The organism is Limnobacter thiooxidans, assembly GCF_036323495.1.
In the GTDB taxonomy this organism is placed as follows: Bacteria; Pseudomonadota; Gammaproteobacteria; order Burkholderiales; family Burkholderiaceae_B; genus Limnobacter; species Limnobacter thiooxidans.
In genome coordinates this window covers 748,710-770,575 of record NZ_AP028947.1, presented here as the reverse complement: position 1 = coordinate 770,575, position 21,866 = coordinate 748,710, and the positions used below count along the sequence as shown (strand labels likewise).

17 protein-coding genes are annotated in these 21,866 nt (G+C 54.1%); 4 read left to right on the top strand and 13 right to left on the bottom strand.

Annotation, left to right across the window (positions count from 1 at the left end; genetic code table 11):
• Positions 1-17: 17 nt before the first annotated feature.
• The 7 genes from RGQ30_RS03455 to RGQ30_RS03425 all read right to left on the bottom strand — a co-directional run bounded on the left by RGQ30_RS03455 (position 18) and on the right by RGQ30_RS03425 (position 10,417).
• On the bottom strand, positions 18-758 hold the full coding sequence (locus RGQ30_RS03455) for a DUF3047 domain-containing protein (RefSeq protein ID WP_130558311.1): 741 nt from the start codon (positions 756-758) through the stop codon (positions 18-20).
• A gap of 9 nt (positions 759-767) precedes the next feature.
• Positions 768-2,141, bottom strand: coding sequence for a TIGR04283 family arsenosugar biosynthesis glycosyltransferase (locus tag RGQ30_RS03450; protein ID WP_298219013.1), 1,374 nt, complete (start codon positions 2,139-2,141; stop codon positions 768-770).
• 12 nt (positions 2,142-2,153) lie between these two features.
• Entirely contained in the window at positions 2,154-3,650 is a 1,497-nt protein-coding gene (mgtE, locus tag RGQ30_RS03445; protein ID WP_298219011.1) for a magnesium transporter, read from the bottom strand.
• Positions 3,651-3,671: 21 nt separating this feature from the next.
• The gene (locus tag RGQ30_RS03440) at positions 3,672-4,931 is read right to left on the bottom strand and encodes a putative Na+/H+ antiporter (RefSeq protein ID WP_130558313.1); all 1,260 of its coding nucleotides are present in this window, start codon (positions 4,929-4,931) and stop codon (positions 3,672-3,674) included.
• A 22-nt stretch (positions 4,932-4,953) separates the two neighbouring features.
• On the bottom strand, positions 4,954-6,753 hold the full coding sequence (locus tag RGQ30_RS03435) for a chorismate-binding protein (protein WP_130558314.1): 1,800 nt from the start codon (positions 6,751-6,753) through the stop codon (positions 4,954-4,956).
• 60 nt (positions 6,754-6,813) lie between these two features.
• Positions 6,814-8,016 (bottom strand): patatin-like phospholipase family protein, encoded by a 1,203-nt coding sequence (locus RGQ30_RS03430; protein WP_130558315.1) that lies wholly within the window; start codon positions 8,014-8,016, stop codon positions 6,814-6,816.
• A gap of 85 nt (positions 8,017-8,101) precedes the next feature.
• Positions 8,102-10,417 carry an NADP-dependent malic enzyme gene (locus RGQ30_RS03425; RefSeq protein WP_338284734.1) on the bottom strand — a complete coding sequence of 772 codons (2,316 nt, stop codon included), beginning with the start codon at positions 10,415-10,417 and terminating at the stop codon, positions 8,102-8,104.
• 123 nt (positions 10,418-10,540) lie between these two features.
• On the opposite strand from RGQ30_RS03425, the gene RGQ30_RS03420 reads away from it, so the two are divergent.
• Entirely contained in the window at positions 10,541-11,710 is a 1,170-nt protein-coding gene (locus RGQ30_RS03420; RefSeq protein WP_338284732.1) for an aminotransferase class I/II-fold pyridoxal phosphate-dependent enzyme, read from the top strand.
• A 50-nt stretch (positions 11,711-11,760) separates the two neighbouring features.
• On the opposite strand, the gene RGQ30_RS03415 is transcribed toward RGQ30_RS03420, so the two are convergent.
• On the bottom strand, positions 11,761-12,609 hold the full coding sequence (locus RGQ30_RS03415; RefSeq protein WP_130558316.1) for a lytic transglycosylase domain-containing protein: 849 nt from the start codon (positions 12,607-12,609) through the stop codon (positions 11,761-11,763).
• 421 nt (positions 12,610-13,030) lie between these two features.
• Here RGQ30_RS03415 and RGQ30_RS03410 point away from each other — a divergent pair, with 421 nt between their 5' ends.
• On the top strand, positions 13,031-14,614 hold the full coding sequence (locus RGQ30_RS03410; protein WP_130558317.1) for a UbiD family decarboxylase: 1,584 nt from the start codon (positions 13,031-13,033) through the stop codon (positions 14,612-14,614).
• A gap of 15 nt (positions 14,615-14,629) precedes the next feature.
• Here RGQ30_RS03410 and RGQ30_RS03405 read toward each other — a convergent pair whose 3' ends face one another.
• The 5 genes from RGQ30_RS03405 to RGQ30_RS03385 all read right to left on the bottom strand — a co-directional run bounded on the left by RGQ30_RS03405 (position 14,630) and on the right by RGQ30_RS03385 (position 18,027).
• Positions 14,630-15,040 carry a hypothetical protein gene (locus tag RGQ30_RS03405; RefSeq protein ID WP_130558318.1) on the bottom strand — a complete coding sequence of 137 codons (411 nt, stop codon included), beginning with the start codon at positions 15,038-15,040 and terminating at the stop codon, positions 14,630-14,632.
• Complete coding sequence (locus tag RGQ30_RS03400; RefSeq protein ID WP_298218999.1) at positions 15,037-15,447, bottom strand: phage holin family protein; 411 nt, start codon at positions 15,445-15,447, stop codon at positions 15,037-15,039. The genes RGQ30_RS03405 and RGQ30_RS03400 overlap by 4 nt, the downstream gene beginning before the upstream one ends.
• 14 nt (positions 15,448-15,461) lie before the next feature.
• Positions 15,462-15,761, bottom strand: a complete 300-nt coding sequence (locus RGQ30_RS03395) for an ElaB/YgaM/YqjD family protein (protein WP_130558320.1) — start codon at positions 15,759-15,761, stop codon at positions 15,462-15,464.
• Positions 15,762-15,864: 103 nt separating this feature from the next.
• Positions 15,865-17,364 carry a D-alanyl-D-alanine carboxypeptidase/D-alanyl-D-alanine endopeptidase gene (dacB, locus tag RGQ30_RS03390; protein ID WP_298218997.1) on the bottom strand — a complete coding sequence of 500 codons (1,500 nt, stop codon included), beginning with the start codon at positions 17,362-17,364 and terminating at the stop codon, positions 15,865-15,867.
• A 75-nt stretch (positions 17,365-17,439) separates the two neighbouring features.
• A complete protein-coding gene (locus RGQ30_RS03385; RefSeq protein WP_130558322.1) occupies positions 17,440-18,027 on the bottom strand; it encodes a hypothetical protein in 588 nt (195 codons plus the stop codon).
• A 386-nt stretch (positions 18,028-18,413) separates the two neighbouring features.
• On the opposite strand from RGQ30_RS03385, the gene RGQ30_RS03380 reads away from it, so the two are divergent.
• Together RGQ30_RS03380 and RGQ30_RS03375 are read left to right on the top strand one after the other, a co-directional pair.
• On the top strand, positions 18,414-20,312 hold the full coding sequence (locus tag RGQ30_RS03380) for a DEAD/DEAH box helicase (RefSeq protein ID WP_130558323.1): 1,899 nt from the start codon (positions 18,414-18,416) through the stop codon (positions 20,310-20,312).
• Between the two features lie 155 nt (positions 20,313-20,467).
• Positions 20,468-21,865 (top strand): chloride channel protein, encoded by a 1,398-nt coding sequence (locus RGQ30_RS03375; RefSeq protein WP_130558324.1) that lies wholly within the window; start codon positions 20,468-20,470, stop codon positions 21,863-21,865.
• The last annotated feature ends 1 nt before the right edge of the window (position 21,866 follow it).

The following is a 21,866-nucleotide window of genomic DNA, read 5'->3' as shown; positions in this document are numbered from 1 at the left end:
CGACACTGACTTGTTATTCATTTGGCACTGACTTTACCAAACAACGCCCTCGCCTTGGATTTGGTGTTGTCTGAATCGGCACCCAGCGCAATTCCGGTGAACTTCACCGGCCCTTCGGGCAACTCCTTGCCAAAGGCCTTGCGCGCGTCGGCTTGCAAATCCCGGTTCTCGGCGATCAGTTCGCTGGCCGTGGCTGTGTCGCGAACCACGATATTTTTCACCCGTTCTGTGTAAGGGTTGTCAAACACCTGGCCTACCTTCTCACCGGGTGCGCCCCACACATAGCACAGGGTTGCGGCAGGCAGCCGCTCACCGGACACAGTTCGGGCCGCGGCCAATGCCAAACGCGTGCCCAAACCCAAACGGGATTCGTCAATTTGCACAAAGGCACACAACTTGGCCCCAGCGTCATCACCTGCCTTGGTTTGCAAGTTTGCCTTCGCGGGGTGGGTCAACACTTGCCATTCCCAACCGAGGACTTTCAATTCAACTGGCTTGGAAAAGGCGTGGACCAGCGTGCCGTAGGCGCTGTCTGCATCCGCTTGCAGCAGGGTTTTGTCGCCTTGCCTGATGAATTTGAATTGGGTGTGGGCTGCAATATCCGGGTGGTACTGGGGTTTCCAGGCCGCAGGCATGTTCGCGGCCGGGTCGGTGGGCCAAGGGGCCAAAGCTTCTGCCGCATGGGCAACACCCAAGCCAAAACCAAAAACGGCAAACACTGTCAGTACACTTTTAATCGGGGTATTCAATAAAAACATGCCGGCTCCTCAAGAATAGTGCGTGGCCCAATCTTCGGGCACAAACCCATGTTGTATTGCGGCTTTCAAATCATCGGGCTCATCAATGTCCATCTGGGCTTGAAACCATTGTGCAGAAATGCACTGCATGTGCAAAGCGGCTTTGGTCTGTTCCGCCACACTGGCCGTACCCCAGCGAATGGTTTCTGAAAATACTGCGGGCACGCACCGGGTGCAGGCCAGGGCCACGTAACCCCCATCCAGCGCGGGAACAAAAGCCATGCTGTGGGTTTGCGCGGCACGCTCCAGTTGCTGAAGATCAGTCTTGCTGAACTGCACCGCATCAGGCCCCAGCAACACCACCACGCGGGATTCTTTCAAATGTGTTTGCACCGCGCATTCCATGCGTAAGCCCAAATGCCCGGTCGGTTGAATATGGCGCTGAACGGGCCCGGAAAATTGACTCCCTTCAAGCAAAGCGTCCCATTCCGCATCGGTGCCGCCATCGGTCCACAACACGACATTCACACCATGCAGTTTGTCCAGAGTACTCAACAGCAGGTAGCGGGCAAATTCGGCGCACTGATCAGCGCCTAACAATGGCTCCAAACGGGTCTTGACCCGACCTGCTTGTGGGTACTTGGCAAACACAGCCACAGTCAAGGACCGCTTTTCTCGCGTGTCGGCATATTGCCTGGCCAGTTCTTGTGCAGAAACACCTCGCCAATATTGATAACGAAACCGCCACATCAGCACAATGGTTTTCCAAGCACCGTGCACATCCCAGCGTCGGCCAGAGGTCACCAACGGTTTGCGGATGGGCACAAACTGTCGGGGTGCAATGCGCTTCAAGCGCTTGCACAGCTCAATGTCTTCCATCAGGGGTTGTTCAGGAAAGCCGCCCACGCGTTCAAACAGGTCACGCCCAAGAAACAAGCCCTGGTCACCCGTACCAATTTTGCTCAAACGCGATCGCTGGTTCATGAACCAGGCCACCATGGGAAGCCACTTGCTCTCGCCGCTGATGCGCACATCGAAACGTCCCCAAAATGCAGCATTGCCGTTCGCACCCAGCTTTTGAATGAATTCCTGCCAGGCCTCAATTTTCAATACAGTGTCTGCATGCAGGAACAGCAGCACATCGCCATGTGCTTTCGCCGCGCCTGCATTCATTTGCCGCGCCCGGCCTTTTTCACTTTGAATTGCTGAAACTTGAGGATGGGATGCCAATGCCTTAATGGTTGGCCAACTGAAATCGATTGACCCGCCGTCTACCAGCACCAACTCATCACATGGGCGAAGCAAGGCCAGCAAACCTTGAATCCGCACTCGAAAGGAATCATCGTGCTGGTTCGGAACCTCGTTGTAAACGGGTACGACAATGGAAACGGACGGCTGCTGCATCAAATGCATGTTTTAGAAAAACAGGGAGGCAAGCCCCAGGAAAATGAAGAACCCCATGCTATCGGTGGTGAAGGTCAACAACACCGAAGAACCCATCGCCGGGTCGCGCCCCATTTTTTCCAGGCCCAAAGGCACCATGACCCCCACCAGCGAACCCACCAGCAGATTCAACATCACGGCCAGGGTCATGAGCAGGCCCAGCATGACAGCATTGGGCGAGCCAAAGTACAAGCCGAAAGCTGCAAGCCCGGCCAAACTTCCCCACACCAACCCATTCAGGCCGGCAATGGCCAATTCCTTTTTCAACAGCAACTTGAAGTTGGCGGCCGTCACCTGTCCCAAGGCCAGAGAGCGAATCATCAATGTCATGGTCTGGTTGCCGGAATTGCCTGCAATACCCGCCACAATCGGCATCAGGGTAGCCAAGGCTACGACCTTGGCAATCGTGCCTTCAAAGGTGTCGATCACACGGCTGGCAAAAAACGCCGTGCACAAATTCAGACCCAGCCACAACCAACGGTTTTTGGCCGACTCCCACACCGAGGCGAACAAATCTTCCTCTTCACGCAAACCGGCACTGGAAAGCAGGTCAGCCTCGCTTTCTTCGCGGATCACATCGACCACTTCATTCACCGTGAGCCGCCCGATCAGCTTGCCGGACGGGTCGAGCACCGGGGCAGACACCAGGTCATAACGCTCAAACGCCTGGGCGGCCTCGTAGGCATCGTCCAGTGCCGAAAGCATCAGCACTTCCCGGCTCATGACTTCGCTCACCAGCGTTTCCGGCTCATTCACCAACAAACGGTCCAGCGGCAGGCTGCCCTTGAAGTGATCAAGACGGTCAACCACAAACACTTGGTCAGTCTGATCGGGCAATTCATCAAATCGGCGCAGGTAGCGTAATACCACTTCCAGGGACACATCGTCACGGATGGTCACCATGTCGAAATCCATGCGTGCGCCCACGGTGTCTTCGGGGTAGCTCATGGCTGCGCGCAGCTGTTCGCGCTCTTCCAGGCTTAGGCTACTGGCCAGCTTCTCCACCACGTCGCGTGGCAGATCCGGCGCCAGCTCCGCAATTTCATCGGCATCCAGCGACTCGGTGGCAGCGAACAGCTCTTCGCTGTCCATCGATTTGATGAGGGTTTCACGGACCGCATCGCTGAGCTCAAGCAGAATGTCGCCGTCGCGATCAGACCGCACCAAACCCCACACCAGCATCCGCTCTTCCTGCGGCAAGCTTTCCAGCACGTAGGCCACGTCAGCCGGGTGAAGCAGGTACAGCTTGTTGCCCAGTTCGGTGAGGTGCTGGCGATGCACCAACTCCTCGACCAAACTTTGCCGCTCGGGGTTGACTGTGTTTTGATGGTTATGAACGACGCTTTCAATGACTTTCTGTTTACGCAACAAGGCCTGCACTTCGGCCAACGCCCGCTGTGCATCGTCAAGATCATGAGGCAGCTCGATGGCTGGCTCCTGATTATTGAAATTGACGTCTTGTTCGTTCAAACCAATTGTCCTGAAGGCAAATTACAAAAACTGGAAAGCCACAACAGCCACCAGCGTTGGGCCCAAGGCAGCGATAAACAGCTTGCCCGGGTTGATGGCCCCGTCATTAAAATACCTTTGCAAAATTGCGAAACCAGCCGGGTTGGGTGCATTCGCAATCACGGTCAAGCCACCGCCAGTCACAGCACCAGCCACCAGTGCATACTTGAACTGGTCGTCCACGCCCTCCACCAGAGAGCCCAGATAAGTCAGGGCTGCATTGTCCGTAATCGCCGTCAGCGCAGTTGCACCATAGTACAACGCAGTGGGACTCATTTCCTTCAACACGTCCTGTAACCACCAGGCCTGCATCCCGCCAAGCACCACCAAGCCGGCCAGGAAAAAGGCAACCATCAAACCTTCCTTTAGAATCAACTTGTCCTGATAGCGACTGTACGCAGTGGTGTAGCCCAGGAAAAACAAAAACAGCCCCATGAACACGGCGGGGTGATGCGCAAACACTACCACGGCAACCAAAAACAATAAGTGCGTGCCGATCACCCAGAATGGCATGTCTTCCTTGGGGCCATTTTCCGAAGGCTTTTTCATCGCGGTCAATTCCTTGGAAAACAGGAATGTGAGCACCGCCGCATTCACAAACACGGCTGTGGCTGCGCGCCAGCCAAAGGTGGTCAGCATGAACTGCATGTCAAACCCCCACTTGGCGGCCACCATCAACACAGGTGGTGCGGCAAAAGGTGTTAACGTGCCACCAATGGAAATGTTCACAAACAACACGCCCAAGGTACCGTACATCAGTTTGTTGCTGATGCCCTGTGAATAAAACCGGTCGCGCAACAGAAATGCGGCCAGGGTCATGGCTGCGGGTTCGGTAATGAATGAACCCAGCAAAGGCACAATCGACAAGGTGGTGAAAAAGTACGCCACCTGCCGGTCAATCGGTATGACCGATGCAACCACACGCACAATTCGACCAGCCAGCACCAGGATCGGTTTGCTGGCCGCAATCACCATGATGGCGAATACGAAAAGGGGTTCGGTGTAATTGCGCGTGTCCACGTAATCAATCGCGCTGTCTTTGCCGACCACGAAAAACATGAACACCACTAGTACCATGGCCCAGAAACCAAACACCGCTTCGACTTCACCCAGCAAATGCCAAAGCCCGGAATGATTGGGGTGGGTGTGGGCGAGCCGCTCAAAATACTTGGTTGAAAACGTGTGGATCACCGCAATGGCGAACAGGCTTGCGCCGATGATTTCAATGGTGGTCGGGTTCATGTCAAGTCCCTTGGATTTTTGTTTATTGTGTATTGTTTGAAAAAATCAGCTTGCCGTCACTTCTCACTATCGTTGACACCGGAACCCAGCCGCGCAGGCTATTGATCAACCAGACTTCCTCTGCACGCTGCAAATCCGCCACATTCAACGTGGCCTGCCGAATGGCATTTTCTCTTAAAAGTTGTTCGCGAAACACCCCGGGCAACAAATAAGTCCCTGTACTTTCAGAAATTTGTGACGTCAGCAGCTCACCGTTCATTTTAAGAACAATGTTGCAACGACAGGTCTCCGTCAGGTTGCCTTGCGCGTTGAACAGCACAACATCAAAAGAGTTGCCTGCCTCGCGTTGAAAAGCGTCGTATTCCGGCCGATGGGTGGTTTTATGCAGCAAAAATTCCGGCGAAGCGTCCATCGGCTTTGATGCCAAGCGTAACTGCACCGGTTTGTTCGCTTGCTCAAAAGCATGCAACTCCAATTCAAACCCGCCGGTTGCGCTCAACAAGCAACGCGCGCGGTACAGCCCGGCTCGATTGGCTTGGGCAGCCGACATCAAAGCCTGTCGAACAGTGTGTTCATCCCACACGTATGAAAAATAGTTGGCGGTGTTCGACATGCGCTGCAAGTGCGCGTCCAGATTGTGCCATTGGCCGTTTTCCAGTCGCAAGGTTTCGAGTACGCGAAAATCTGCGGTCGATTCCCGAAGAAAAACTGTCTTTTGCCACCATTCCTTTTTCTCATCAACAAGCGTGGAGTACCAGGTAATTCCGCTGCCGACACCATATTCCAGCTCGCCCCTGTGCTCGATTACTGTTCGAATTGGCACATTGAAATGGGCAGCACCACCAGGGCTGAGCAGGCCCAAAGCTCCGCAATAAAACCGGCGCGGTGCCTTTTCCCATTGCGCAATTCGCATCATCGCCTGTGATTTTGGCGCACCCGTTACGCTGCCACAGGGAAACAATGCGGCAAACACGTCCTTCAAACCAGTACCCGGCAAGGTTTGCCCGGCAATGCTGGATGTCATTTGGTCTACAGTGGGTAAATGCATCACATCAAACAGTGACCGCACCTGGACAGACCGTGGCTGACAAACCTTGGCCATGTCGTTGCGCAGCAAATCCACAATCATCACATTTTCTGCACGGTCTTTTTCACTGTCACTTAACACGTCAAAACTGCCTGCAAGTGGCTGACGTGTACCTTTCATAGGGGCCGTGGTCAACGACTTCCCATCCCAGTGAAAAAACAGCTCAGGCGACAGGCTGATCACATTGAATGCACTGCCCCGCAGAAACACGCTTTGTGGCGCGGGCTGGGTCAGATACAAATGTTGAAACAACTGCCATGCATCGATCTGTCCGCTTTTCGCTTTCAAACGAGTAGTCAGGTTGATCTGGTAAAACTCGCCCGCTTCTATTGCCTTGCGAACCTTCTCGAACGATTCAACATACTCCACATGGGTTTGCTCATCACACCAGGGGTTACAAGCCACGTTTGAAGACAAACCTTGCAGTTGGTTAAATGGCAAAAGTGAAATTTGATCCGCATTGAATGCCTGAAACTCAAGCAATGGGAACCCTGAACCGGACTGAACTGCCAGTGACTTGTCAAATGCCGGGGCAGCTTCATACGTCAACCCACCCACAACTGCCATGCCCTGCAAGGCCAATGCATGGGCTTGTTCAATCCTGGAAGGCACATCGTGGAGATCAAAAGTGGTGATGATCTTGGCCGGCAACCCGCTAGCAATGCACAAACCTTCAGGCCCATCGGCCTGGGTCATTCTGGCATGCCAGGCTGCAGATACAATTGATGAAGACATGGAAGAAGTGCGCCCGAACTACCTTGGAAGAACCCATTGTAACTTGGCTGGGCAATCAAGTTAGCCGCCAGACTTTCCCAAATGAAAGAACGCGTAGACCTCTTCGCGCTTGGCGATGGTGTCGGCAATTCCCATGCGAATCAACTCGCGGGTGTAGTTGGCTTCGAACAGCAAATAACTGGCCAGTGATGAACCGCTTGCCTCGGTCGCACCCAGGGCCGACATCAATGTGCGCACGGGGCGTGGCAAGTCTTGCGTGTGCTGCGCCGCGATTTCATCAATACGCTCTGAGGGTGAAATCACCAGCAACTCAATCGGCTTGAGCGTGGTACGGGTTGCCATTTCCGGTGGCAACAAGCCCAGTGTTTTGTTCACCCGGCTCAAACGTTCAATATCAATGGACAAACTATCCAAAAATATGGAGGCCATGGCGTGCCCTGCAATTTGCGCCAAGCTTGGGTAAGCATTCTGCATTTCGATGGCAGCAGTGTGATCTTTCTCGGATTGACTCGACCCGATCACCATGACCCTGTTGGCCCCCAGGTGAATCGCCGGGCTGATGGGTGCCAATTGGCGAATGGAGCCATCACCGAAGTATTCCATTTTTCCTTCAATGTCCAACTTGATTGAAGGAAATACAAAGGGAATGGCAGCCGACGCCAGCAGATGTTCCACAGTAATACGATCAGGTAAAGCAACGCGCTGCGTTCTGGCCCAGGACTCAATCACTTTTTGGGTTTGGAAGAACGTCACACTTCGACCCGAGCTGTAGCTGGACGCAGTCACAGCCAAAGCGTGAATGGTGCCGTTTTCAAGGGCTTCATCCAATCGCCTGAAATGCAGCAGTTGGTTCAACAAATGGGACAAAGGCGAGTTGTCGAGCAAACACTTGGGGCGCTTGCGCAACATCCAGCCAATCGACAGGGCGGAAAGCCAGCGTGCGCCTGTTCGAATGATGCCCAGTGAATCCGATCTGAATACCTGGTCGGAACTGAAGTTTTCCCAAACCCTCATCATGCGTTCGGTGGACTGGTAAAAGTTGCGCCCAGCACAGGCCAGTGCTGCAGCATTGATCGCCCCTGCGGATGTACCGCACAAAATTTTGAAGGGGAAATCGAATTCGCGCTTGTTTTCCTGCTCAAACCACTTGGCCAGCTGATGAAGCACCCCGACTTGATAGGCAGCACGTGCTCCACCGCCCGACAACACCAAGCCAGTGATGTCTTCGTCTTCTTCAATTTGAAATGGGTTTGGATCGCTCATGAAATCAGTGTGCGACACAAACCACAAAACCAAAAACAAAAAAAGGCGTGCCTTGCACGCCCATTTTTTGCTTTAACACAGAGGTTTAAATTGAACTGACCCGCTCTGAGTTGGCATCCAGCACGGCCAGTGCAGCCATGTTGACAATACGCCGTACGGTGGCAGAAGCCGTAAGAATGTGGACAGGCTTGTCCGAACCCAACAAAATCGGCCCTACTGCAATGCCATTGCCAGCCGCTGATTTCAACAGGTTGTAAGAAATATTGGCTGCATCAATGTTGGGGCAAACCAGCAGGTTGGCCTCGCCTGTCAGGGTGGAGCCCGAGAAGATGGTGTTGCGCACCGCCTCATCGATTGCGCAGTCGCCGTGCATTTCACCATCCACTTCAAGCCAGGGTGCAATGTCACGAAGAATTTGCAAGGCCTCTCGCATTTTCACAGCTGAAGGTTGATTGCTTGAACCAAAATTTGAATGCGACAGCAAGGCTGCTTTGGGCTGCACACCCAGACGCAGCATTTCTTCCGCAGCCATCAAGGTAATTTCAGCGACCTGCTCGGCTGTGGGGTCGTAGTTCACATGCGTGTCCACCAAAAACACTTGGCGATTGGGCAACATCAAACCATTCATTGCACCATAAGTGTTGCATCCCGCACGCAGGCCAAGCACCTGGTTCACGTAATGCAAATGCAGGGAATGGGTACCGAATGTGCCGCAAATCATGCCGTCTGCATTGCCCTTGTGGATCAGCATGGAGCCAATCAAGGTATTGCGGCGACGCATTTCAATTTTGGCATAAGCTTCAGTCACGCCTTTGCGCTTGGTAAGGTCGTGATAAGTGCGCCAGTAGTCTTTGTAGCGTTCATCGTATTCCGGGTTGATCAACTCGAAATCAACGCCGGGCTTGATGCGCAAACCAAAACGCTCCAGCCTGCGTTCAATAACAGCAGGGCGTCCGATCATGATGGGTTTGGCCACGCCTTCATCGACCACCACCTGCACTGCGCGCATTACGCGCTCGTCCTCACCCTCGGCAAACACGATGCGCGAGGTTTGAGGGGTTTCAGCTACACAGCGCTTGGCCACCGCGAAAATCGGCTTCATGAAAGTACCTGAGTGGTACACAAATTGTTGCAGCTGATCTTTGTAAGCTTCCAGATCCGCGATAGGCCGCGTGGCCACACCGCTTTCCATTGCAGCTTTGGCCACAGCAGGGGCAATGTGCACAATCAGGCGTGGGTCAAACGGCTTTGGAATCAGATATTCAGGGCCAAAACTCAAATTCTGGGTGCGGTAGGCTGAAGCCACGACATCAGACTGCTCCTTGCGGGCCAGTTCAGCCACTGCACGAACTGCTGCGATTTCCATTTCCTTGGTAATGGTTGTGGCACCCACATCCAGCGCACCCCTGAAAATGAAGGGGAAACACAGCACGTTGTTCACCTGGTTCGGGTAATCCGTGCGCCCGGTACACATGATGACGTCGTCACGTACTTCCTTCACCAACTCGGGAAGAATTTCAGGGGTTGGGTTGGCCAGTGCCAGGATCAGGGGTTTGGGGCCCATGGCACGCACCATGTCCTGTTTCAGTACGCCACCGGCAGACAGGCCCAAAAATACATCTGCATCCTTGATGACATCGGCCAATGTGCGGGCAGTGGTATCCTGTGCAAACAGGTCCTTGTCCGGGTCCATATTGACCGGGCGGCCCTTGTAAACCACGCCATCAATGTCAGTCACCCACACGTGCTCGCGGGGCAAGCCCAATTCCACCAGCAGTTCAAGGCAAGCCAATGCCGCAGCGCCCGCGCCCGACACCACAAACTTCACCTCATTGAGCTTTTTGCCGATCACTTCCAGACCGTTCAGGATGGCTGCACCCACCACAATGGCGGTACCGTGCTGATCATCGTGAAACACAGGAATGTTCATACGGCCACGCAAGGCCCGCTCGACCTTGAAACAGTCAGGAGCCTTGATGTCCTCCAGATTGATGCCACCGAAGGTCGGCTCAAGCGAGGCAATGATTTCAATCAGCTTGTCGGGATCGTTCTCATTGATTTCAATGTCGAACACATCAATACCCGCAAACTTCTTGAACAGGACGGCTTTGCCTTCCATCACAGGCTTGGCGGCCAATGGGCCTATGTTTCCAAGGCCCAGCACAGCCGTACCATTGGTGACCACACCGACCAGGTTCGCTTTGGCGGTGTAACGTACTGCCGTAGAGGGGTCGGCTTCAATTTCTTCACAAGCTGCCGCCACACCCGGGGAATAGGCCAGGGCCAGATCGCGCTGGTTGACTAGGCTTTTTGTCGCCGAAATCTGCAATTTCCCAGGCTTTGGAAATTCGTGATATTCAAGGGCGGCCTGCCTGAAGCGCTGATCCATTGGTTGAGCCATATAATCTTCTCTTTGAGGTGAACAACAGAACCGAAAATTATAGGCTCAGCCAGTAAGGCTGTCGCTAGGGGTTTCCACAAATCGGTGAACTTGTTGCCCCCTCTCACTAACTAGGGTGATGAATTGAAGCAGTCTGATCTCAGCAACTTGGTCCAACCCTTCCATGTCATGGAATTGGTCAAGCACGCTAACGCACTGGAAGCGCAGGGCAAACCGGTGATTCATCTGTCCATTGGGGAACCCGATTTCCCAATGCCAGAGCCCGTGCAACAAGCGTTGATAAAGGCTGTTGCCGACAACAAGACCCGTTACACAGCCGCACTCGGCCTGCCAGAACTTCGCGAGGCCATCAGTACTTACTATCGCACCGCCTTTCAGGTTACGGTACCGGCCCGGCAAATTGTGATTACCTCGGGTGCGTCCACCGCATTGATGTACGCCTGCCTCGCATTGATTAATCCGGGCCAGGAAGTCATGCTGGCCGACCCCGGATACCCGTGCAACAAAACATTCGTGCAAATGGCCGGCGGCATTCCCCGCTTTGTACAAACCCGGGAAGAAAACAACTTTCAACCCAGTTGGGATGAATTAAATCAGAATTGGAAGCCCCAAACCGCTGGCGTGCTGCTGGCCTCGCCGAACAACCCCACGGGCACACAATTAAGTAGCTCCGACATGAAGGAAATTGTGCAAGAGGTCGCGCATCGGGATGGATTCACTATCGTTGACGAAATCTACCAATCCCTGTGTTACGACAACACGGCGCAAAGCGTGTTACAAATCACGGGCGCACCATGTGCACAGTGGCCACTGGTGGTGATCAACAGCTTTTCAAAATATTTTGGAATGACTGGTCTTCGGCTGGGCTGGATGGTTGTACCCGATGCATTGGCTCCAGCCATTGAGCGCTTGGCGCAAAACCTCAGCATTTGCCCGAATACACCTGCCCAATGGGCTGCGCTGGCCTGCTTTCAAGATGACACCCTGAAAATTTGCGAACAACGTCGGCAAATATTCAAGGCCAGGCGTGACTTCATGATGCAATCCCTGCCCCTGGCAGGCATCGAAATTCAATCCACACCCGATTCCGCCTTTTACATCTATGCCAAAGCACCCTTTGACAGCGAGCGTTATTGCAAAGAGCTTCTGGAAAAGGCATTGGTGTGTGCGGTACCCGGCAAAGATTTCTCAGAACACCGGGGAACAACCATGATGCGATTTTCTTACGCCAACTCGATGGAGAACCTTGAGCTTGCCGTGGAAAGAATTCGCCGGTTCAATTCACAAACTTAATCTGCAAACTTAATTTGCAGACTTGATTTACAGACCTGGCCGGCAACCAATTAACCTTCGGAATCAGGACTGACGACAGTGACAGCAGTCACTTTCTCGGCCTTGGGTCGCGAAGCCACCAAATGGCCTTGCTGATAGACTGAGTCAATCCTGGACTTCAAGCCCAGCACCTTGTCGGGATATCCACCGTCATTGCCGTGTACAGCCGCACCCACATACCAGCGCAAACCTGCATTCACGGATCCCGTCCGACGTGTGTATTCGCGAATGATTTTCGCACCCACACGCATGTTCATCTCGGGGTTCAATGGGGACCAGTCGCCGGGCGACAGGGCCTCAAACTTGTCCTTGTGAATTTTGGGCATGATCTGCATCAGACCGCGCGCACCCACAGGACTGGCTGCAAACGGATTGTAAGAAGACTCAACGCCAACAATGGCCAGGATAAGTGTGGGTTCAACTTTCTCTTCCTTGCCCACCTTGTAGGCCAGTCGAACAATGGACTCGACTGCCTCAGGTGAAACGCTGTAACGTTTGGCCAAGTATGAGGTAATTTGACGTTGCCCCGGTGTTAGCGGTTTGCTGACATCAATTGAGTTGAATTTCACCGGAATCAGGTTTTTTGAACCTGAGTTGACCGGTGCCTCGGCGCTGGCATCACTGGTAGCAAGACCAGTACTGAGCAAGTCGATTTCGGTGGCAAAAACAGCTTGCACAGGCGCCGAAAAAAAGACCTGACTGCGAAGCTCGGCATTGGACAACAAAATTGCCACTGCGCCTGCGACCAGAACTGATGTCGCTACACCTAGACCTGAGACCGCGTTTTTGAATGACTGGATAAAACTCTGAGGTTCAGCCTGCTGGCCATTAACGCTCAGAACGGTTTCGTACTGCTTCATGCAACCTCCTCTGCTACGCAAACGCAGGCTTAACCCTGCATTGTTTGACTCAGCGGTGCATCTGCCTCCATTTTGTCCGTGAGGCAGAACGTTCTGCTTTAACCACCCTGTAAAACTGGCACTGCATGGTCAAAACACTCTTAAGATGAAGTTAGGTTTGCTTAAGTTCCCTTAAGTTTCACCCTCCAACTGCGTTTGTGTGACCTGCTTGATGCCTGTCACAAAGCTGAGCGGATTCTAGGGTCAACGTGTTCGGTGGTCAATCCAAAATCTGGTAGAGTCTTTCTACCCAAAACATGGACTGACCCCACATTGCCAAGCCCAGTGCCCGGTCAAGGCGCATCTGGAAACGCTTTAAAGGTGGGTTGTAGTTTCTTGTCAACTGTTCCTTTTGGACGACAACAGGTCGATATTTTTCACAATGCGATATAAAAACCTTCGAGACTTCATTGATTTACTTTACAAAGAAGGTGAACTTCAGCGCGTACCGGAATCCGTAAGCCCAGTTCTCGAAATGACCCACTTGTGCGACAAGGTGCTGCGTGCACAAGGCCCAGCCTTGTTGTTCGATGCGCCCGCGGGTTACAAACACCGGGTGTTGGGCAATCTTTTCGGGACACCCAGGCGCGTGGCCATGGGCATGGGCGCCAGCAATACCGAAGCGTTGCGGGAAATCGGTCGCACTTTAGCCTACCTGAAGGAACCGGAACCCCCTAAGGGCCTGCGCGATGCCATGGACAAATTGCCATTGGTGAAGCAGGTGCTATCGATGGCCCCCAAGGTGGTCAGCAAGGCGCCTTGTCAAGAGAACACCATCGAAGGCCCGGACGTCGACTTGAACCAGATTCCAATCTGGACCTGCTGGCCCGACGATGCGGCGCCCTTGCTTACCTGGGGACTGGTAATCACCAAAGGCCCCAATCGCAAACGCCAGAACCTGGGCATTTACAGGCAACAGCAGGTCGGCAAAAACCGCCTCATCATGCGCTGGCTTGCCCACCGGGGGGGTGCGCTCGACTTTCGGGACCACGCCCTGAAATACCCTGGGCAGCCCTTCCCTATTTCCGTGGCACTGGGTGCAGACCCAGCAACCATTCTGGGGGCTGTTACCCCGGTACCCGACACCTTGTCTGAATACCAGTTTGCTGGCCTGCTGCGCGGTAGCCGTACCGAACTGATCGCCTGTAAAGGCAATGATCTTCAAGTACCCGCTGAAGCAGAAATGGTACTGGAAGGTCATATCTACCCCTATGACCACCCCATCGCGGTAGCGGCCCGAAAAGGCCGAACCGATGGCCAAGTGCCAGAACTTCGAGCCGGGGTAACAATATTGCGTGAACCACCACCCGTGCCTGAGTATTTGAAGGGCTGGGATTGTGCGCTGGAAGGCCCTTACGGTGACCACACTGGTTATTACAACGAGCAAGACTGGTTTCCGGTGTTTACGGTGGACCGAATTACGCTGCGTGATGATGCAATTTATCACTCCACCTACACGGGCAAACCGCCCGATGAGCCCGCAGTGCTGGGTGTGGCACTGAACGAAGTGTTCGTCCCAATCCTGCAAAAGCAGTTTCCGGAAATCGTGGACTTTTACCTGCCGCCCGAAGGCTGCAGTTACCGCATGGCGGTCATTTCCATGAAAAAGGCTTATGCAGGCCATGCCAAGCGCGTGATGATGGGTGCATGGAGCTTCTTGCGTCAGTTCATGTACACCAAGTTCATCGTGGTGGTAGATGACGATGTGAATGCGCGGGACTGGAAGGAAGTGATTTGGGCCATCACGACCCGAATGGACCCGGTACGGGATACCGTGTTGATTGAAAACACCCCGATTGATTACCTTGACTTTGCAAGCCCGGTCAGTGGTTTGGGTGGAAAAATGGGATTGGACGCCACCAACAAATGGCCAGGCGAAACAACAAGGGAGTGGGGTCGCAGTATTCAGCCAGACCCGAATCTGGATGAGCGGGTCCGAGAACTGATGACCCGACTCGGTTTGTAGCTTGGAGGCTGAACTTTAGTCGGAAAAGTGGTCGGTAGAGTGTCTGATTTGCGAACGGGAAGCCCAAGGGCTTTTCGTTTGAAACCAGAATACCCCTGCCGCCAAAACAGCTGCACCCACACCCGCCCGCATGGCCAATTTTGAAAGTGGCTTGCTGAACCGTAGCAAAGCTGTTGAAGCCAACATACCCAACAATGGATGTCTTCTCAAACGCTCCTGCCAGACTGGCCCGCCCAAGCTGGCCACGGGTGACAATGCACGGGAATTGAAACGCCCAATCCAGTTGGCAAGCTGTTTGAATGTATTGATCCAGGCGAACTCTTTCCTGAGCGCATCAACCTGCCCGCCAAATTCCATGCGTTCAAGTTCGGCTTTCATCATCAGGAGTTCTTTGCGAGCCTCCAGGGCATCAAACTTTTTGCTCATCGTGGTCCCCGGCTTGTCTCTGCTTCTGTGTCTTCCGCCAGGCTATCCAATATCGCTTGCCGATCCCGGCCCAATTCAGCCAGAGTGGCCTCGAACAGTGGAGGCTGTGCAGACAAAGTGTCTTTGAGCTTCACATAAAAGTAGGAACCCAAAACCAGATAGAACGCGGCACAGGCTGCGATGGCGGTGAATCGGTAAGATTCCCAAGACAGGGCTATGACCAATATGCACAAAAACACGGACGCAAATGACAAGGCCAGTGCGGTCAGCAATGACCACAACACTGTACGCACAGCCGATTGACGCGCCTGAGCCAGCTCAACGCCCGCCAGTTCAAGGCGGGTTTGCCCCATGCCTAACAAGCTTGAAACCACCCGCTTTAGTGCGGCCCTTGCATTGGAATTCAACACCTTGCGCCTTGTTATCGACGGTTGATGATCAAGCCCAACACAAAACCGACGGCTGCGGCAATGCCCACAGCTTTCCAGGGATGATCATGAACATAATCGTCAGTGGCGCGAGCGGCTGCCTTGCCTTTTTCGAGCACGGCGGATTGGGCGTCCTGCATGACTTCCTTGGCACGACGCAAACTGATCAGCGCTTTTTCACGCAGCTCTACAGCGCGCTCCCCTGACGATGAAGCAGCAGCTTTCAACAAATCTTCCGCGTCACTCAATACGATTTTCATGTCGCTAAACAGCTTGTCTTTGTTGTTGTCCATATTCTTAGCTCCGTTCAGGTTATTGGCATCAATAAATCAGTCTAACAAAGGAAAACCTTGCTTGCACAAGGCTTGCAGGCAAGACCTGTTTTTTTAACCCGATTCACTCCGGTCTGTACAAAAACTCAAGCAGACTTTCCATGGGCGGCCAACTTTCGTTGGCCTTTGGGCTTTCCACCAAAACCCCCACCGCCCACAATTGGCCCTGCGTGTCGCGAAGGTAGCCACCCAAGGAACGAACCCCATTCAAACTTCCGGTTTTCAGATAGGCAAAACCTTCCACCCCACCCACCCGACGCTGCAGTGTGCCGTCGGCACCAGCACGCGGAAAACTGGCAAGGAAATCGGGGAAGTCTGCCCGGTTTGCCATGTTGGCCAGGAACTCAGCCAAGCCCTTGGCGTCGATGCGGGTGGTGCGGGATAAACCAGACCCATTTTCGAAGAACCAGTCATTCACCCCAATACCCTGTGATTTCAACCAGTCCAGCATTTGCCGGTTGAATGCCTCCGGGGTACCCGCCACCGCCAGCTCAAGGTGCCTCGCCATCACATTGCTCGACCATTTGTTGATTTGCCGAATCAACTCGCTGAGGGGTTTTCCAAAGTGGGTGTACAAAGCAATCGTGTTGGTTGGGGAAATACCTTTAATCACCTGCCCGCCTTGCGGCCCGGCAAATTTCCCACCCAACTGAAGCCAGATTTCTTTCACCCAGGACTCCCAGAGCCAGTCTTGGGGAGGAATTCGTATGGGCAAGCGGGAAAGACCACAACGACGGGGGTAATTACCCTTTACAGTCACAATCACGTTCTGCTTGGCGCGGGTAAATTCCACGCTCATGCCGTTTTTCCATGCACCACAAGCGCCTTGAGTCAAAACAATGTCGGAAACAAAAGCCCAGTCCTTCGGTGCTTCTTCAGGCACCACAATCACTGTATTTTCATTGATCTTCAGATCAATAGACATCGCACCATAGTTGAGCAACAGCGCATCGGGCTGGGCATGATAGGCCCGGTGAGGTGCATCATCAAAAGAATCTTCTTCGGCCAATCCCAGACTGGGCACCTGCTCGGCGAAGGCCGAGTCGTCAAAAACCACAGGGCCGTTGATCACATCGACTCCCATGCTTCTCAATTGACGCAAGGAAATCCACAAATCAGCAGTCTGAAAGGCCGGATCTCCGCTGCCCTTGATGTACAAGGGGCCGTTAAGCACGCCATCGACGGGTTCTGCCTGTGCGTGAAAGCCCGTTTTGAAGCGGTAGGTGGATTCCAGCCTTTGCAAGGCGAGGCCCGTGGTAAACACCTTGGCCACAGACGCCGGGTTGACGAGGCGACTCGAACCATGCGCGTAAGCTTGCGGCTTGCGGTGCGCATACGGTGCAACAGGCAGGGCATAAGCGGTGAAATCTGCACTGGCTATGCCTTTCTTGACAAATGCCTGGGTGACTGATGAGGGAAAAATTCTAACGGTGGGTTCAAGCTCAGTAGCCGATCCGGCTTGGCTGAAGAACAACGAAGCCACACACAACACGGCAGGCAACAACACTGCGGGCATCAAGCTGGAAGAAAATTGGGGATAAAACCGGCAAACCTTGAGGTGCACGCTGAAGATCCTGAAAGTCCAAGGGAGCTGTTCAGGATAGCATCCGCGCCCCTCGATGGGCGCGGCAAGATCACGTCAGGTGTGTTTCTTGGGGTCTTTCTTGCGTTCCCAAGGTCGGGGGGGCGCCTCGGTTGCGGGTGCATTTGCACTGGCTGGTTTTTCTTTCTCAGGAGTAAGCTCCGCGGCATCCTTGGCTGGAGCCTGCGTTGATTCTGAGGGGGCTTGGGCTGAAGGCTCGGAGACTCCTTTTGGCGTCCAGCGTTGTCGTCCTGCAACTGGCGGAGCCGATTCAGCCGACGACCCAGGCGGGGATCCGGCCGGCACCCCTACTGCCGGAGCAGATGAATGCCCCGCATCCTCCTTGCCTGAAGGTTCATCCTGCTTGTACGCTGAATTACGAACCTCAGGTTTTACCACCTCGATTTCATTGGCCAGCATGTAGTCATTCATGTCACGCCAGCCGTCAAAAACCCCTGCCGGGTGCGTTTTTGGATTCATGAGAAAACAATCTTCAAGTGCCCTGCCCGAATGTCGGCAAGCGGCACCCACAGCTTTGCTGTCCTCAATCGACAATTTGCCGTCGAGCCCTGGAATCTGGGACAGATCGCACGAACTCAACATAGTCGCCGCGCCGGCCACCATCAATATCTTCAGTTTTTTCATATTCCGGTCCTGACAGAAATGCAGATGCATTTCGAAAAATCGACTACCTCTGCAGGTGATAACGTCCGGATTCGGGAAATATTGATAGGCATTAATGGGTACGTTGGTGTTTTTCTTCTAATTGTGGTTTTAACTCCAATCTTTTCTTGTGCATTGCACCCAAAACAAGTAGACTTCGCTCCAGATTGCAAATCAACGGGTCGTTTTACGATTCTCACCATTGGACCGCGTTGGGTTGCCTTTGTTGGCACAAGCTTTTGAAGCTGTGCTTTGCCCATCGCCGCCAGTTCTCTTGCGACCATCCGGAACAACTAGTTCCCAGCCGCGTCGTCTTATTTCTGTTCGTCGATGAATTTTTAAGTCCACATCGAATTGGAACTTTTATCATGTCTATGTCATTTGATGACATGGGTCTTGCCGCGCCTTTGCTGCAAGCCCTGAATGCTTTGAACATTACTGCCCCTACACTCGTACAACAAGAAGTCGTGCCACTGGGCAAAGACGGCGGCGACCTTATGGTTTCCAGTCAGACCGGTAGCGGCAAAACTTTTGGCTTCCTGCTGCCTGTCATGCACCGCATGATGGTTGGCGAACAAAGCCCCATGGAAGCAATGGCCGGCCCCGAATGCCTGGTACTGTGCCCTACCCGTGAATTGGCCCAACAGGTTAGCCAGGATGCGATCAACCTGGTGAAATTCACCAAGGGTGTTCGCGTTGCAACCGTGGTTGGCGGCATGCCCTACGGCAAGCAAATGGCCAGCCTGCGCGGTGCACGCATTGTTGTAGGCACACCGGGCCGCCTGCTCGACTTGGCCCAGCAAGGCAAGTTGAACCTGAGCACTGTGACCACCCTGATTGTTGACGAAGCAGACCGCATGCTTGACCTGGGCTTCTCTGAAGACCTGGAAGCCATCGACCAGCTTTGCGGCAACCGCATTCAAACCCTGATGTTCTCTGCCACCTTTGCCAAGCGCATTATCGGTTTGGCTGAAAACATCATGAACAACCCCAAGCGCATTGAAATGGCGGCTCAGAACGAAGCCAACACCGACATCGCTCAAAAACTGATGTGGGCTGACAACCGTGGCCACAAGCGCAAGCTGCTGAACCACTGGCTGGAACACCCAGACATGGTACAAGCCGTGGTTTTCACCAGCACACAGATTGATGCTGAAAACCTGGCCCGTGACCTGGCCGACGAAGGCGTACGTGCCTGCGCCCTGCACGGTGGCATGCCACAAGTTGTGCGTAACCGCCGTTTGGCCAGCGTTCGCAAAGGCGACATCAAGGTACTGGTTGCAACCGATGTTGCAGCCCGTGGCCTGGATGTGCCCGCGATTTCACACGTGATCAACTACGGTATGCCCATGAAGTCGGAAGACTATGTGCACCGCATTGGCCGTACTGGCCGTGCTGGCCGCACTGGCGTGGCTGTTACCCTGGCTGAAGCCTGCGACATCGTGAGTGTTCGCGGTATCGAGCGTTTCATCAATTCCCGCATTCCTGAAGAGCAGGTCGAAGGCCTCGAGCCACGCGGCAACTTCACACAGGCCCCACGTGGCGGCAAGCCAAGTGGTGGCGGTCGTGGCCGTCCAAGTGGTGGCGGCTATGCCGGCAACGGCGGTGGCCGTTCAGAAGGTCGCAGCTTTGGTGGCGGCGAGCGCAAATCGTACGGCGACAAGCCTTCTTTCGGTGACCGCAAGCCCTTCGAAGGCCGTGAAGAGCGCAGCTTCGGCGAGCGCAAATCCTACGGCGACAAGCCTGCCTTTGGTGAGCGCAAGTCCTACGGCGACCGCCCAGCTTTTGGCGAACGCAAATCGTATGGCGACAAGCCCTCTTTTGGTGACCGCAAACCCTTCGAGGCCCGCGAAGAGCGCAGCTTTGGCGACCGCAAGCCGTTTGTTCAAGGCGAAGAGCGCAGCTTCGGTGACCGCAAGCCTTTCGGCGACCGCAAACCTTTCGGCGACAAGCCTTCATTTGGTGACCGCAAGCCCTTCGGCGAGCGCAAGTCATTTGGTGACAAGCCATCATTCGGCGAACGCAAGTCGTTTGGTGATCGCAAGCCAGCAGGTTTTGCCGGCAATTCCGATGCGCCCAAGAAGTGGAACCGCGATGCAGAACGCCCAAGCTTCCCACGTTCAGAAGAGCGTGCACGCCCAGCTTTCCGCGCCGAAGGTGCTGCACCTGCAGGTCCCAAGCGTGAGCATGCTTCCGGTGCCCGCAAGGAACAGGCTGCCCGCAACATGGGTGACCGCGGTGGTTTCAGCCGTCGTCGCGCAGACTAATTGCCGACTTAAGGTGCAGTAACTGCACTTTAAAAAGCAAGCTGGAGGAAACTCCAAACAAAAAACCCTCAGTTGAATGACTGAGGGTTTTTTGTTTTTATGCGACAATTTGTATGTAATTCCAATTAACCCCAAATCCAGGACCTCCTTCCACAGTGCCGTTCAATTCCAAAAGCAAGTGGATCGCACAAAGCGCCCGCCTATCCCGGTTCATGGCAGACCGGGGCATGATCGTGTCCGTCATTTATGCCTTCTCCCTGCTGGTGGGCTTTCTGGCGGTGGGTTTCGCCTGGATGTCGGATTTCGCCGGGGAATGGAACAAGGAACTGTTTGCCGAACACATGTGGATTGCGCTGGCCTTGCCGCCCATCGTGTTGCCTGCTGCATTGTGGTTGGTCAATACTTATTTCTGGGGAGCTGGCGGCAGCGGCATACCGCAGGCCATCAAGGTGACTAAACACCCCAAGCCCAGACTGATACAGCATTTGCTGGGGCCCCGTGCATTTTTCGGAAAACTGCTGGTGACACCCTTTGTGATTGCAGCCGGTGCGGCGGCCGGGCGTGAAGGCCCCACCGTGCAAATTGGCGCTGCATTGATGGCCTACACAGGCAGGTTTCCCGGCATTGCCAAATTGTTTGACACGCGTTCGCTGATCATTGCCGGCGGGGCCGCGGGTGTAGCGGCAGCGTTCAACACGCCTTTGGGCGGGTTGATGTTTGCCTTTGAAGAACTTGGCCGCAGAAAAACCATGCGGCACACCTCGGCTCTGCTGATGGCGATTGTTCTGGCTGGCTTGGTGGCGCTGATCCTGCAGGGAAATTACTCGTACTTTGGATACTCGAATGCCACCATAGACTGGGGCGAAGAGTGGTTCACCATCTTCTCGCTGGCCATACTGACAGGCATCGTCGGTGGACTGTATGGCCGCAGCATGCTGATCCTGGTTTCCAGTAAAAGCAGGCTGGGTGCGCTTCGAAGCAAGTACCCATATCGGTTCGCGGCATGTTGCGGGCTGACACTTTCCGCCATGGCACTGGTATTCGGAGCAGAGGTATTTGGGGCCGGTTACGAAGAAACGAAAGCTGCGCTACAGGACAGTCAGGATTTGTCACCCATGTTCTGGCTGACCAAAATGGCGGCTACCGTGATCTCGTTCGCCAGTGGTGCACCGGGGGGGGTGTTCTCGCCCACCCTGTCAATTGGAGCCGGCTTTGGACACTTTTTTGCCAACCTGACCAACAGCGAAACAGCACCCCTGATGTTGCTCGCCATGGTGGGCGTATTATCCGCAGTCACACACTGCCCCATTACTGCATTTGTTATTGTGCTGGAGATGGTGGACAACCATGACCTGGTGATGCCCCTGATTTTTGTATCAGCAATTTCCACCCAGGTCAGCAAGCGGATTTTGCCCGCGTCGATTTATCACTTGCTGGCCAATCAGATCAAGGTGAACTTCGCAGCCAACGAAACACCGGCACCGGCACAAACGGTGATAGATTCACCGAAAGACGCAGCCGCTGATTCAACGCCAGCTGTGGAAAAAAAGTGAA

Bases quoted from the DNA above. Each gene is read 5' to 3' on its own strand.
- RGQ30_RS03455 (WP_130558311.1), bottom strand. From the start codon at position 758: ATGTTTTTATTGAATACCCCGATTAAAAGTGTACTGACAGTGTTTGCC.
- RGQ30_RS03450 (WP_298219013.1), bottom strand. From the start codon at position 2,141: ATGCAGCAGCCGTCCGTTTCCATTGTCGTACCCGTTTACAACGAGGTT.
- RGQ30_RS03440 (WP_130558313.1), bottom strand. From the start codon at position 4,931: ATGAACCCGACCACCATTGAAATCATCGGCGCAAGCCTGTTCGCCATT.
- RGQ30_RS03435 (WP_130558314.1), bottom strand. From the start codon at position 6,753: ATGTCTTCATCAATTGTATCTGCAGCCTGGCATGCCAGAATGACCCAG.
- RGQ30_RS03430 (WP_130558315.1), bottom strand. From the start codon at position 8,016: ATGAGCGATCCAAACCCATTTCAAATTGAAGAAGACGAAGACATCACT.
- RGQ30_RS03425 (WP_338284734.1), bottom strand. From the start codon at position 10,417: ATGGCTCAACCAATGGATCAGCGCTTCAGGCAGGCCGCCCTTGAATAT.
- RGQ30_RS03415 (WP_130558316.1), bottom strand. From the start codon at position 12,609: ATGAAGCAGTACGAAACCGTTCTGAGCGTTAATGGCCAGCAGGCTGAA.
- RGQ30_RS03410 (WP_130558317.1), top strand. From the start codon at position 13,031: ATGCGATATAAAAACCTTCGAGACTTCATTGATTTACTTTACAAAGAA.
- RGQ30_RS03405 (WP_130558318.1), bottom strand. From the start codon at position 15,040: ATGAGCAAAAAGTTTGATGCCCTGGAGGCTCGCAAAGAACTCCTGATG.
- RGQ30_RS03395 (WP_130558320.1), bottom strand. From the start codon at position 15,761: ATGGACAACAACAAAGACAAGCTGTTTAGCGACATGAAAATCGTATTG.
- RGQ30_RS03385 (WP_130558322.1), bottom strand. From the start codon at position 18,027: ATGAAAAAACTGAAGATATTGATGGTGGCCGGCGCGGCGACTATGTTG.
- RGQ30_RS03380 (WP_130558323.1), top strand. From the start codon at position 18,414: ATGTCTATGTCATTTGATGACATGGGTCTTGCCGCGCCTTTGCTGCAA.